The sequence below is a fragment of the Undibacterium sp. TC9W genome (assembly GCF_049339865.1).
Taxonomy (GTDB): Bacteria; Pseudomonadota; Gammaproteobacteria; order Burkholderiales; family Burkholderiaceae_D; genus Undibacterium.
Genome location: NZ_JBMPPJ010000014.1, coordinates 106,861 through 119,508, shown reverse-complemented (window position 1 = coordinate 119,508; position 12,648 = coordinate 106,861). Strand labels below are relative to the sequence as shown.

The following is a 12,648-nucleotide window of genomic DNA, read 5'->3' as shown; positions in this document are numbered from 1 at the left end:
GTTCTTGCCTCCTGTTTTTACAAAACTTATTTTTTGCCTGGCTGATAGATCTGATCAAAGATACCGCCGTCAGCAAAATGCTCTTTTTGCGCCTTGGTCCAACCACCGAAAGTGTCATCTATCGTAAACAGTTTCACTTTAGGGAATTGCGCTGCATATTTTTTCGAGGCTTTTTCTGTAGTAGGACGATAGTAGTGCTTGGCTATCGTGTCCTGACCTTCATCGGTATACAGATAGTTCAGATAAGCTTCTGCTACTTTGCGGGTGCCACGGCGGTCAGCTACTTTATCAACCACGGCGACGGAGGGTTCGGCCAGAATACTGGTCGATGGCGCAACAATTTCAACCTTGTCCGGGCCCAGTTCCTTGATCGCCAGCAGGGCTTCGTTTTCCCACGCCAGCAAGACATCGCCTATGCCACGTTCAACAAAAGTAGTGGTGGCGCCGCGTGCACCAGAATCCAGCACCGGTACGTTTTTATACAGCTTGGACAAGAACTCTTTTGCCGTCGCTTCGCTGCCACCCGGCAGTTTCAGGGCATAGCCCCAGGCTGCCAGATGATTCCAGCGTGCGCCGCCTGAAGTCTTTGGGTTAGGTGTGATCACTGAGACACCAGGCTTGACGATGTCTGCCCAGTCCTTGATACCTTTTGGATTACCCTTGCGTACCAGGAAAACGATGGTGGAAGAATAAGGCGAGGCATTGTGCGGCAAGCGTTTTTGCCAGGCTTTGTCGAGTAAGCCTTTTTCGGCCAGGGCATCAGTGTCATAAGCCAGTGCCAGCGTGACGACGTCAGCATCAAGGCCATCAATCACGGCACGTGCCTGCTTGCCAGAGCCGCCATGGGATTGCTTGATGGTGACATTGTCACCGGTTTTGGCTTTCCATTGCTTGGCAAAAGCCTGGTTCACATCCTGATACAGTTCACGGGTAGGGTCATAGGAAACATTGAGCAGGTTGATGTCTGCCGCCACTGCGCCAAATGATGCAAAACTTGCTACGATGCTTGTTGCGAGGATTATCTTTTTGATCGTCATCTCTAAGTCCAGGTAAGTAATAATTTTTATGAGGAATACAGGATAAAACGGCTCTATATAAATTAAAACGAAGTGTTTCGATGTTTTATATGTGTTTTTGGTATATGGCGCTCATCATGATGAAGAACGAAAAGCTCAACACGGAATGAGCACAGAGGCACAAAGCGAAAGCTGAATTAAGTTATATATCACTTGCGCCTGTTTCTTTTATTGAAACAATCATAACTGGCATTCATCAAACACTTGATCTCCAAGCTATTTATTTCCTCAGGACTGAGCTAAGATGACATTCTCTTTTTCAGGAGTTAGCCATGCTGCGACGCACACCAATTCAAGTTGCTGTTTTTCTGGGTTTGATTACTTGCTCACTGGGAGCCTGGGCGGATACCGGTGATGCCTGCCCGGCCGTGCTGAACCACAAATTCAAGCGCCTGCAAGATGAAGCGCCACAAGACCTTTGCCAATACAAGGGCAAGGTGGCATTGGTCGTGAATACTGCCAGTTATTGTGGTTTTACCAAGCAATACGAAGGCCTGGAAGCGATGTCGGCCAAGTATAACGACAAGGGTTTGGTGGTACTTGGATTTCCCTCCAATGATTTTGGCAAGCAGGAACCAGGTAATGACAAGCAGATTGCTGATTTTTGCTTTAATACCTATGGTGTGAAGTTCCCCATGTTCAGCAAGTCTTCTGTCATGGGCAAGGATGTCAATCCCATGTATGCACAGTTGATCAAGGCAACGGGCACGACACCAAAATGGAATTTTTATAAATACCTGATAGACCGCAAAGGCAATGTGGTTGCGGCCTACTCCAGCGTGACCACGCCAGACGACAAGAAACTGGTTGCTGACGTAGAAAAAGCACTGGCCGCGCAGTAATTCCTGCGAATTGATCCCTATAAAAGCTTGGGTACGTGGCCCAACTGACGTGATATTGCACTGGCACTGGCGCGCAAAGCCTGTGCCAGTTCGCCATTCCAGTCTGTATCAAAACTGCCCTTGGGGCCGGTGGCAGTAATCACCAGGCTCAGTGCCTGGGCATGATTGAAGACCGGCGCACTGAGCGCATTGATGCCCGGTATTGGCAAACCCTGCGCCCTTGCCAGCCCCTGCTCTCTTACCTCGGCTAATACGCTGGCAATATCCTGAGGTTTCATCTGCACACCAGCCTGCCCTATCACCAGCTCATCCCTGAGTTCCCTGGCAATCACCTTATCGACCAGTGCTTGCGGCAGGAAGGCAGAAAACACCAACCCCGTTGCCGTACCCAGCATGGACATGACCGAGCCCGCATGCATGTTCACATGGATGGGCCTGCTCGATTCCGCGATATACACGACGGTAGGGCCATGGCTGCCCCACACTGCCAGCGCTACAGTTTGATCTGTGTTTGCTGCCAGGCGGGTGATCTCAGGTATCGCCAGTTTGACGGGTGACATTTGTTGCAGGCTGACCAGGCCCATCTGCAAGGCAAAGGGGCCTAACTGATAAGCGCCCGTTGCCGCATCCTGCTCGACCAGGCCCAGTTTGCCAAAGCTGACCAGATAGGCATGTGCCTTCGAGGCTGGCATGCCAGCCTCACGCGCCAGATCACCCAGCGACATGGCACGGCCAGAACTGACCAGGGCATTCAGGATCAGGCCGCCGACCTCGATTGCGCCTATGCCGCGTCTTTCCTTGTTTTTCTCTGTCATGGCTGCCCTTTCTTTAGCTAGAATTGATTTTACTATTAACAAATGCATTTACAAATAACGAATTAATGCTTATTCTTGTTTTCTGTCGCATGCTTCTATTTTAAGCATGCCCTGCACCAGTTAAAGGATGTTGTCATGACCACCAAACAATTTGCCTCCCACGCTGACCTGGAAGAAAAGAAAGTCAGCTTCCAGCAATTATCTGAACATGCTTATGCCTATACCGCTGAGGGTGACCCGAATACCGGCATCATCATCGGTGACGATGCCGTCATGGTGATCGACACCCAGGCCACGCCCATCATGGCGCAGGATGTGGTGCGCCGTATCCGTGAAGTCACTGACAAGCCTATCAAATATGTAGTGATGTCGCACTACCATGCGGTGCGCGTGCTCGGTGCCAGTGGTTATGTGGCGGAAGGGCTGGAGCATATCATCGCCAGCCGCGATACTTACGACCTCATCGTTGAGCGTGGCGACGCTGACATGAAGAGTGAGATAGGTCGCTTCCCGCGCCTGTTCCGTAATGTTGAAAGCGTGCCTGGCCTGACCTGGCCGACAATTACCTTCAAGGGTGAAATGTCGATCTGGCTGGGCAAGCTGGAAGTCAAGCTCATGCAGGTAGGCCGAGGCCATACCAAGGGCGACACCATAGTCTGGTTGCCGCAGGAAAAAGTCTTGTTCTCAGGTGACCTGGTGGAATTTGGTGCGACACCATATGCGGGCGATGCCTATTATTCAGATTGGCCAAAAACCCTGAGTAATCTGGAAGCGATGAAAGCCGAGAAACTGGTGCCTGGCCGCGGCGCTGCCCTGACGACACCAGAACTGGTGGCAGCGGGCCTCAGTGAAACCCGTTCTTTCATCAGCGATTTGTTTGCCAGCGTCAAGGTGGGACAACAGCAGCAACATGACCTGAATACCATCTACAAAAATACTTATGCGGCCTTGAAACCCAAGTATGGGCACTGGGTGATTTTTGATCACTGCCTGCCATTTGATGTGACGCGGGCTTTTGATGAAGCATCGGGACATGTTGATCCGAGGGTGTGGACGGCGGAGCGGGATGTGGAGATGTGGAAGAGTTTGGAGGGCTAAGTTTAAGACTTGCCTACACAGAGAAACTTCCGAACTGACGCAACCTTAATATCGTAGGAGCGGCTTTAGCCGCGAAAATTTTACTGTCCCGGTTATTCGCGGCTGAAGCCGCTCCTACAATGTCCAGGTGATCAAATTTCCTTAGCTTTAATGTCGTCACTGGAGCCGCATTTTGCTTAGCACTTATCAATATCAAAAATTCCCTTTTGCGACTCCAGCGGAGTTGCAGACGAATGAAATCACACATCGCAAAGTTGTCATCGTTGGCGCTGGCCCTGTTGGTCTGGCAGCAGCGATAGATTGCAAGTTGCAGGGGCTGGATGTGCTGGTGCTGGATGATGATGACACGGTGTCGGTAGGTTCACGCGGCTTATGCTACGCCAAGCGTACGCTGGAGATACTCGACAGGCTGGGTGTTGTCGCGGCAGTGCGTAACAAAGGTGTAGAGTGGAATGTAGGGCGTACTTTCTTTCGCAAGGATGAGGTCTTCAATTTCAATCTCTTGCCTGCGCCTGATCACAAACATCCGGGCATGGTGAATCTGCAGCAATATTATCTGGAAGATTTTCTGGTACAGCGGGCGATGGATCTTGGCATAGAATTGCGCTGGAAAAGCCGTGTCACTGCGATTAAGCAAGGCGATGATTTTTCCACCTTGCAGATAAACACACCAGAGGGTGATTATAGTCTGCAGGCCGACTGGCTGATCGCCTGCGATGGCGCACGCAGCCCCTTGCGCCAGATGCTGGGGCTGGAAGTTGAGGGCAAGGTTTTCATGGACAGATTCCTGATTGCCGATGTGGTCATGAAAGCGGATTTTCCGGCAGAGCGCTGGTTCTGGTTTGATCCGCCTTTTCATCCCAATCAATCGGTATTGCTACACCGCGAAGCCGACAATGTCTGGCGCATAGATTTTCAACTGGGCTGGAATGCTGACCCGTTGGAAGAACGCAAACCCGAAAACGTGATACCACGCATCAAGGCCATGCTGGGGGACGACAGGGAATTTGAACTTGAATGGGTCAGCGTGTATACCTTCCAGTGTCGGCGCATGGAAAAATTCCGACATGGCCGCGTACTGTTTGCTGGCGATGCCGCACATCAGGTTTCTCCCTTTGGCGCACGCGGCGCCAATTCCGGCATTCAGGATGCAGATAATCTGGTGTGGAAATTGAAGCTGGTCGTTGGTGGCAAAGCACCAGAGAGCCTGCTTGACACGTATTCCGATGAACGTGTATTTGCAGCGGATGAGAACTTGCTCAATTCGACCCGCTCTACTGATTTCATCACACCCAAAAGTGCCATCAGCAAGTGTTTTCGCAATGCTGTATTGAGGCTGGCACAGGAACATGTGTTTGCGCGCAAACTGGTCAATTCCGGGCGATTGTCTGTACCTGCTATCTTGTCGGAATCGAATTTGAATACAGAAGACAGCGAAGACTTTGATACAGCTCTGCAGCCTGGTGCGCCATTTGAAGATGGGCCAGTCATTGATCAACACAAATCAGGTTTCCTGATCGATTATTTGCGACCAGTTTTTCATGGTCTGTATTTTTGCGATGCCGTATCTGACATTCCTGATGCACATCTGGCAGCGATTAAGGCTTTGGAACAGGAGGCAATTCCAGTAAGCACGCTCATCATCAGCAAACAGGAAGACACCCTTGATGACCACTTAACACTGACCGATATCAAAGGCCTGTTGCACCAGCGTTATGGTGCGGGCAATGGCAGCTATCACTTGCTCAGGCCTGACCAGCACCTGGTTGCTCGCTGGCAGCAGTTTGAACTTAATCAGATACGCCAGGCAGTACAAACTGCCTGCGGCAATTCATCAGGAGTGGCATAATGCCTTTGAACCTGCAAGCCAATTTCCATTACCCTGATAAATCAGCACAACGCGATTACAGTGCAGGCGATGATTTTTATCAGCTACTGATAGACAGCCATCGTGACCTCAGCGATGAAGCCAGTGCTGCACTGAATGCACGATTGATCTTGCTGCTAGCAAATCACATCGGTGACATCAGTGTCTTGCAGGAAGCCTTGCGCCTCGCTGCAACAAAACAAGAATCGGCTTGAGCAACTTAAGCCTTCCTCGCTTCATTCGACAAAAACCCACCTATGGTCGCATGCACCATGGCATCAACGATTTGCTCATGCGTCAGGCGCTTGTCGCGCAATAAAAACTCCATGGTCGGATCGCAGGCTCGTGAATACAGGGTATAGACCAGCACATCATCCGGCACCAGCGGCGTTAAAGCGCCCTGCTTTCTGGCCTCTGCTACCAGTGCGTAAAAGCGCTTGTTAACACGCAAGGCCACCATCACGTATTCAAGGTTCAGCATCAGGCTACGCTGCAAGGCCAGGCTGGTTGATGGCAGATGTGGTACACCACCTTGCAGGCGCAATCTTAAAGACCAGGCCAGGATATGCCTAATCTTGTCTATCGCAGGCATATCTGCCGCCAGGGTATCGAGTTCAGCCTGGGTCGCTTTCAAGAGCCGCGTCATGGCGGCCCCCGCGAGTTTTTCCTTGGACGAAAAATGCTTGTACAGGCTGCCCTTGGCGATGCCTACCGCATCGGCAACATCATCCATGGTCATCAAGTCATAGCCTTTTTCTGACAAAAGGCGATTGACGGCATCGATGATGGCTTCTTCCCGCGCATCAAACTGTTGTTTTTTAAAGGGAATCCGGATTTCCATTATTTTTTCTGCACAAATAAAAACTTTGTAGTATATTTTGTGACTGATCAGTCACAAATTGAAATTCACAGTCACATTCTAACTGAGCACAGTTTTTTTACCAGCGATTTTTCTTGCTCTGCCGCTGGGGGCATTGAGTAAAGAGCATGAAACGGACATGGAGCAGGATTGAATCCAAACAGGCGGGTTTTGCGTATGTATAAATAAGTACGTCAGGCAGGGTGATGCATGCACACATCACGCACGCCTCTGAAAAGTACCATTTTTACAACAGATGTATTGTTTGACATTTTTATTTACTCTTATTTATTAATCATCAGCATAATCAGATTATGAAAATCGCTGTCATCGGTTCCGGCATCTCCGGCCTGTCTTGCGCATACGAGCTTTCTAAAGCAGGACATGAAATCAGCCTGTTTGAAGCCAATGATTATTTTGGCGGGCATACTCATACCGTCGATGTCAGCCTGGAAGGCCAGACTTATGGTGTTGATACAGGTTTCCTGGTGTTTAACCACAAGACCTATCCCAAGCTCGTCAACTTATTCAAGGAATTGGGCATCTCCACAGTTGCGACAGACATGTCTTTTTCGGTCAAGATGCCGGTTGGTAAAAATGGAAGCCGCCTGCTGGAATGGGCAGGTGCCAATCTGGATACTGTATTCACTCAACGCCGCAATCTGCTGAACCCGGCCTTCATACGCATGTTGCGCGATATCCTGCGCTTCAATAAACAGACAACTGCACTGGCAACAACACAGGAGCATCCAGACTTCAAGCAGCCGCTGGGCAGCTTCCTGGATCAGAATGGCTATAGCAAAGAATTTCGCACCTGGTATTTGCTGCCCATGGCAGCCTGTATCTGGTCTTGCCCTACCGAGGCAATGATGGCATTTCCACTGTCGTCATTCGTCAATTTTTGCCATAACCACGGTTTGCTGCAAGTGAATGACAGGCCGCAATGGCAAACTGTCAAAGGCGGTGCGAGGCAGTATGTAGAAAAGATTTTGCCGGGCATCGCACACAAGCATCTGCAAACCCCGGTATTAAGCGTGCGCGAAAAAGCCCAGGGTGCCATTGCTGTACAGACTGAGCACGGCACCCAGATGTTTGAGCATGTCGTATTCGCCAGCCATAGTGACCAAAGCCTGAAGTTGCTGGCAGATGCAGATCTGGCAGAGCGCCAGATTCTGTCATCGGTCAAATACCAGTCTAACCGTGCAGTACTGCACACCGATGCCAGCGTACTGCCGGAAAATAAAAAAGCTTGGTCGGCCTGGAATTATCAAAGTGAAAGCGGTAGCGAGCCACGCGTCTGCGTACATTACTTGATCAATCAATTGCAGCCCCTGCCTTTCAAGACACCCGTCATCGTCACCCTGAATCCAATTGTAGAGCCAGCTGCAGCCAGCATCATCGATAGTTTTGATTATTCTCACCCGGTATTTGATGCGATGGCTATCAACGCACAAAACCAGCTAGCGAATATCCAGGGCAGGAGAAATATCTGGTTTGCCGGTGCATGGACAGGTTATGGCTTCCATGAAGATGGCTTGAAATCTGGCTTGCGCGTGGCAGGAAGCATACTCTCCCGCGCCGAAGCTGCTTACGAACACATGATACGCGCGGCCTGAACATGAACGCGCCCACCTCCACATCAACTGTCATCTTATGCACTGGCGAAGTGATGCACAAGCGTTTGCGTCCGGCAAAAAATGCTTTTCGTTATGGCGTGTTTTTTATCCGGGTGCCTGTACGTAACATTAATCATATGAGTACGGCAGCGCTGTTTTCTGTGAATCGGTTTAATGCCCTGTCTTTTCATGAACATGATCATGGTGATGCAAGCCAGCCACTGGAGCAATGGATAGATGCTTTGCTGCAAAGTGAAGGCATTGCAGATGCCGATGGTGAAATCTGGTTGCAATGCTTCCCGCGCGTATTTGGCTATGTGTTTAATCCTGTGTCTTTCTGGTTTTGTCATCGTCAGGATGGCAGTTTGCGAGCCGTAGTGTGCGAGGTACGCAATACCTTTGGTGAAAAGCATTTATACCTGCTGGAAAAGGGCGGCAAGCTGGCCAATGGCGAAGAATTACAAGCCAGGAAAATTTTTCATGTCTCGCCATTTTGCAAGGTCGAGGGCAACTATCGCTTTCGTTTCATGCAGGCGCAACAGGAGATTCCCGGACATGAATCTCCACACAAAAAACACTTGGCCCGCATTGATTATGCAGATGCAGAAGGCCCCTTACTGCTAACCAGCGTTTCTGGGCGTGAGCAGAGCATGAGCAATGCACGCATAGCCCGGGTCATGTTGCGGTATCCCTTCATGACAATTGGTGTGGTGCTGCGCATCCATTTGCAAGCACTGCGCCTGTGGATCAAGCGTGTACCGTTTATCTCCAAACCTATTCCCCCTACTGAAGAGTTAAGCCGATGAGCAGCCTACATCCCTCGTTAACTTCTGGCGCATCTGCAGCCAATAATAATACGGCACAAAATGCTCCACTGAACAGCAAGCATTTCCCGGCGCAAGCCAGGTTCGTGTTAAGCCTGCTTCACAAACTTGAGCACGGTTGTCTGACGATACAATTCCCTGATGGTCAGACGGCGAGCTTTGGCCGCACATCAGAAGGCTGGCAGCATGTGAGCCTCCATCTGAAAGATTGGGAGTTGTATAGCGCGGTACTCAAGTCAGGTGATATCGGTTTTGCTGAGAGCTATATCAATGGCCACTGGACCACCAGCAGCCTGACCGGACTGATAGAACTGATTTCCCATAATCGCCAGCAACTGGAAAGCGTCATCTACGGCAGCTGGTGGGGTAATCTTATATATCGTCTCAAGCATCTGCTGAACCGCAATTCCCGCACAGGCAGCAAGAAAAACATTCATGCGCACTACGACATAGGCAATGAATTCTACAAGCTGTGGCTGGACCCTTCAATGACTTACTCCAGCGCGATTTATTCTGCCGAGCAGGAACAAACACTGGAAGAAGCCCAACTGGCAAAATACCGCCGCATACTGCATCAACTGGCTTTACCGGAAAATGCCAAAGTACTAGAAATAGGCTGTGGCTGGGGCGGCTTTGCCGAAATGGCGATACGTGATGCCGGTGCACACGTCACCGGACTGACGTTGTCTGTTGAACAGCTGCAATATGCCCGTGCACGCTTGCATCATGCCGGTCTGCATGTGCAAAGTGATTTGCGCATAGAAGATTACCGCGATGCAAACGGCAGCTATGACGCCATCGCCTCGATAGAAATGTTTGAAGCTGTTGGCGAAGCCTATTGGCCAGGCTACTTTGAATGCCTGCAACGCAATCTGAAACAGGGTGGCCGTGCCTGCGTTCAAAGCATCGTCATTGCGGATGAATTATTTGACCGTTACCGCAAGGGTACAGATTTTATACAGCAGTACATTTTCCCTGGCGGCATGCTGCCATCCATAGAAAAATTTCATGCGATGGCTGCAGGCTACGGCATGGAAGTACTGGATACCTATAATTTTGGTCTCGATTATGCACGCACGCTGCTGCATTGGCGCCATGCCTTCATGGAAAAATTGACACAGGTCAAGGCCCAGGGCTTCGATGATGAATTTTTGCGTACTTGGGAATTTTATCTGGCGTATTGTGAAGCCGGTTTCCGCGCTGGCAGTATCAATGTCACGCAATTCACGTTGAGAAAAAAATGAACGTCCGATTGCTTGCACGCGGTTTTTTTATGTCACTGATGCTTTCATCTGCAGCATTGTTTGTGCATGCAGAGGATAAAGCCATCACTACAGCACCAGCGCATATCAGCGAAGAAATCCCACAAGCCAGTTTGCAGGGTAGTGGCAGTTTCCGCTGGTTCGGCTTGCATATTTATGATGCGAGCTTGTGGTCTTCACCTGAGGGCTATAAACCAGACAGCGACAAGCCACAAAAGTTTGCGCTGGATCTGGCCTATGCCCGCAACTTGTATGGTGGAAAAATCGCCGATGCCAGCATAGATGAAATAGAAAAACTCAAGCTGGGTACAGCAGAAAAACGTGAGCGCTGGCTAGCGCAGATGAAGAAGATTTTTCCTGACGTCAAACAGGGCACGCATATCACCGGCATCCACATACCGAACGAGGCTGCGCGGTTTTACTTGAATGGAAAATTGCTGGGCGAGATACGCGATGCCGAATTTGCTCACGCCTTCTTTGCGATCTGGCTGGATAAAAATACTTCAGCCCAAAGTTTGCGCACCAAGCTGTTAGGGAAAGCCACTGCTGGCTAACGCCTGCCAACCAATCACCACCACGGGAAGATATATGTTTACACGTACGTTCCATCGTCAATACCGGCTGTTCTTCTCCAGCCTCAATGTAGCGCTGCTCATGCTGCTGACATCCTGTGCCAGTCAATATGACCCTGGCCGCTACCGTAACGAAACCCCAAAGTTGGACATGCAAAGCTATTTCAATGGCAAGCTTGATGCCTGGGGCATTTTCCAGGACAGGTCAGGTGCCATCGTCAAACGCTTTACGGTGGTCATGGATTGCCAGTGGTCGGGTGATATTGGCACGCTCAATGAAGACTTCAGTTACTCCGATGGCAGCAAGCAAAAGCGCATCTGGACCTTGAAGAAAGTGGGCAATGATCAATTCACAGGCACTGCTGCCGACGTGGTAGGCGAAGCGAAGGGACAAGTATCTGGCAATACCCTGCACTGGAATTATGTATTGGCGTTGCCCGTCGATGGCAGTGTTTATAACGTCGATTTTGACGACACCATGGTCCTGATGGACGACAGGATCATGCTGAACCGCGCAATCATGCGCAAGTTTGGTGTCGAGCTGGGCAGCGTGACACTCTCATTCACCAAACGTAGTAACAGCACACCATGAACCCCGTCATCCGCGACTGGCGTGGCAAACGCATCTGGATCATCGGCGCATCCAGCGGCATAGGTGAAGAAACTGCCAGGCTGTTGCTGACACTGGGTGCCAGGGTCGCACTGTCTGCCCGCAAACTTGCCCAACTACAAAAAATTGCGGCTGACTACCCCATGGCTGAGGCCGTGACAGTGGATATCTGCGATCATGCCAGCATCGTGGCCTGCCATGCAGGCCTGATGCAAAAATGGGGCGGCATCGATCTGGTACTCATCGTTGCCGGCAGCTACAATGAAATGCGCGCGGACAGTGTTGATATGGCTGCAGTTAACCAATTGATAGACATTAATTTGCGGGGTGTTTATCAATGCCTGGATGTGGTCTTGCCTGCGTTGCTGCAGCAAGCTGGTGGTGGCATAGGCATCGTTGGTTCTGTTGCTGGCCTCTCAGGCTTGCCCAAGGCACTGGTGTATGGGCCGACCAAGGCGGCCATCATCAATTTGTGTGAGTCCCTTTACCTCGATGTGCGGCCAAAAAATATCGCGGTATATATGATCAACCCCGGCTTTGTAGAAACCCCGATGACAGCAGGAAATGACTTCAAGATGCCCGCATTGATCAGTGCACCTGAAGCAGCGGTGGCTATCGTCAAGGGCATGCAAAGGGGGGACTTTCATATCCACTTCCCCCATCGTTTCACAAACTGGTTAAGGTTGGCGCGCCTGCTGCCTTACCGTAGTTATTTTTATCTGGTCCATAAAGTCACAGGTTTATAAATGTCCAGCATTCATGTACCAGTCCAGGCAGAGCATCAGGACAGCCTGGATAAGCTCGTCAACTTCTTTGAATCCATCACACTGGCGGCCTGCCAGGACTTGTCTGGTGTCTATACTGAAGATGCCTATTTCAAAGACCCCTTCAATGAGCTGCGCGGACCGCCAGCCATCAATCAGGTTTTCCAGCACATGTTTGTGCAAGTTCATGAGCCGCGCTTTCGCATTACTTCTACGGTATTACAGGGTGACACCGCTTTTCTGGTCTGGGATTTTTTATTTTCGATGAAAAACTTCAATGCAGCACCGCAATGCATACGGGGCAGCACGCATATACGTTTTGCGGAAGATGGCCGGGTGAGCTTTCACCGTGATTATTGGGATGCGGCAGAAGAATTGTATGAAAAACTGCCCGTACTGGGCAGCTTCATGCGCTTTTTGAAAAACCAGGCGCGCAAATAAAT

General features: G+C 50.4%; 14 protein-coding genes. 11 read left to right on the top strand and 3 right to left on the bottom strand.

The window, feature by feature from the left end:
* Nucleotides 1–26: 26 nt before the first annotated feature.
* Entirely contained in the window at nucleotides 27–1,037 is a 1,011-nt protein-coding gene (locus tag ACO0LN_RS19630) for a sulfate ABC transporter substrate-binding protein (protein WP_422950230.1), read from the bottom strand.
* Nucleotides 1,038–1,348: 311 nt separating this feature from the next.
* On the opposite strand from ACO0LN_RS19630, the gene ACO0LN_RS19625 reads away from it, so the two are divergent.
* Nucleotides 1,349–1,918 carry a glutathione peroxidase gene (locus tag ACO0LN_RS19625; protein ID WP_422976651.1) on the top strand — a complete coding sequence of 190 codons (570 nt, stop codon included), beginning with the start codon at nucleotides 1,349–1,351 and terminating at the stop codon, nucleotides 1,916–1,918.
* A gap of 17 nt (nucleotides 1,919–1,935) precedes the next feature.
* Here ACO0LN_RS19625 and ACO0LN_RS19620 read toward each other — a convergent pair whose 3' ends face one another.
* Nucleotides 1,936–2,733 (bottom strand): IclR family transcriptional regulator, encoded by a 798-nt coding sequence (locus ACO0LN_RS19620; protein WP_422976650.1) that lies wholly within the window; start codon nucleotides 2,731–2,733, stop codon nucleotides 1,936–1,938.
* Between the two features lie 135 nt (nucleotides 2,734–2,868).
* Between ACO0LN_RS19620 and ACO0LN_RS19615 the strand changes: the two genes are divergently transcribed.
* The 3 genes from ACO0LN_RS19615 to ACO0LN_RS19605 all read left to right on the top strand — a co-directional run bounded on the left by ACO0LN_RS19615 (nucleotide 2,869) and on the right by ACO0LN_RS19605 (nucleotide 5,913).
* Nucleotides 2,869–3,831, top strand: coding sequence for an MBL fold metallo-hydrolase (locus ACO0LN_RS19615; protein WP_422976648.1), 963 nt, complete (start codon nucleotides 2,869–2,871; stop codon nucleotides 3,829–3,831).
* A 172-nt stretch (nucleotides 3,832–4,003) separates the two neighbouring features.
* Complete coding sequence (locus tag ACO0LN_RS19610; protein WP_422976646.1) at nucleotides 4,004–5,680, top strand: FAD-dependent oxidoreductase; 1,677 nt, start codon at nucleotides 4,004–4,006, stop codon at nucleotides 5,678–5,680.
* Nucleotides 5,680–5,913 (top strand): DUF2783 domain-containing protein, encoded by a 234-nt coding sequence (locus ACO0LN_RS19605; RefSeq protein WP_162060988.1) that lies wholly within the window; start codon nucleotides 5,680–5,682, stop codon nucleotides 5,911–5,913. The genes ACO0LN_RS19610 and ACO0LN_RS19605 overlap by 1 nt, the downstream gene beginning before the upstream one ends.
* A gap of 5 nt (nucleotides 5,914–5,918) precedes the next feature.
* On the opposite strand, the gene ACO0LN_RS19600 is transcribed toward ACO0LN_RS19605, so the two are convergent.
* Nucleotides 5,919–6,539 (bottom strand): TetR/AcrR family transcriptional regulator, encoded by a 621-nt coding sequence (locus tag ACO0LN_RS19600; RefSeq protein WP_422976643.1) that lies wholly within the window; start codon nucleotides 6,537–6,539, stop codon nucleotides 5,919–5,921.
* A 332-nt stretch (nucleotides 6,540–6,871) separates the two neighbouring features.
* On the opposite strand from ACO0LN_RS19600, the gene ACO0LN_RS19595 reads away from it, so the two are divergent.
* From ACO0LN_RS19595 to ACO0LN_RS19565, 7 genes are read left to right on the top strand one after another with little or no spacing between them, the layout of a single operon-like run.
* Entirely contained in the window at nucleotides 6,872–8,173 is a 1,302-nt protein-coding gene (locus ACO0LN_RS19595) for an NAD(P)/FAD-dependent oxidoreductase (RefSeq protein WP_422976641.1), read from the top strand.
* Nucleotides 8,174–8,175: 2 nt separating this feature from the next.
* Nucleotides 8,176–8,979 carry a DUF1365 domain-containing protein gene (locus tag ACO0LN_RS19590; protein WP_422976639.1) on the top strand — a complete coding sequence of 268 codons (804 nt, stop codon included), beginning with the start codon at nucleotides 8,176–8,178 and terminating at the stop codon, nucleotides 8,977–8,979.
* A complete protein-coding gene (locus ACO0LN_RS19585; protein WP_422976637.1) occupies nucleotides 8,976–10,241 on the top strand; it encodes a class I SAM-dependent methyltransferase in 1,266 nt (421 codons plus the stop codon). The genes ACO0LN_RS19590 and ACO0LN_RS19585 overlap by 4 nt, the downstream gene beginning before the upstream one ends.
* Nucleotides 10,238–10,813, top strand: a complete 576-nt coding sequence (locus ACO0LN_RS19580) for a chalcone isomerase family protein (protein ID WP_422976635.1) — start codon at nucleotides 10,238–10,240, stop codon at nucleotides 10,811–10,813. The genes ACO0LN_RS19585 and ACO0LN_RS19580 overlap by 4 nt, the downstream gene beginning before the upstream one ends.
* Before the next feature lie 34 nt (nucleotides 10,814–10,847).
* Nucleotides 10,848–11,423: a DUF3833 domain-containing protein gene (locus ACO0LN_RS19575; RefSeq protein ID WP_422976633.1), complete on the top strand. Its 576-nt coding sequence runs from the start codon at nucleotides 10,848–10,850 to the stop codon at nucleotides 11,421–11,423.
* Nucleotides 11,420–12,187 (top strand): SDR family NAD(P)-dependent oxidoreductase, encoded by a 768-nt coding sequence (locus ACO0LN_RS19570; RefSeq protein WP_422976631.1) that lies wholly within the window; start codon nucleotides 11,420–11,422, stop codon nucleotides 12,185–12,187. The genes ACO0LN_RS19575 and ACO0LN_RS19570 overlap by 4 nt, the downstream gene beginning before the upstream one ends.
* On the top strand, nucleotides 12,188–12,646 hold the full coding sequence (locus tag ACO0LN_RS19565; protein ID WP_422976629.1) for a nuclear transport factor 2 family protein: 459 nt from the start codon (nucleotides 12,188–12,190) through the stop codon (nucleotides 12,644–12,646).
* Nucleotides 12,647–12,648: the final 2 nt, after the last annotated feature.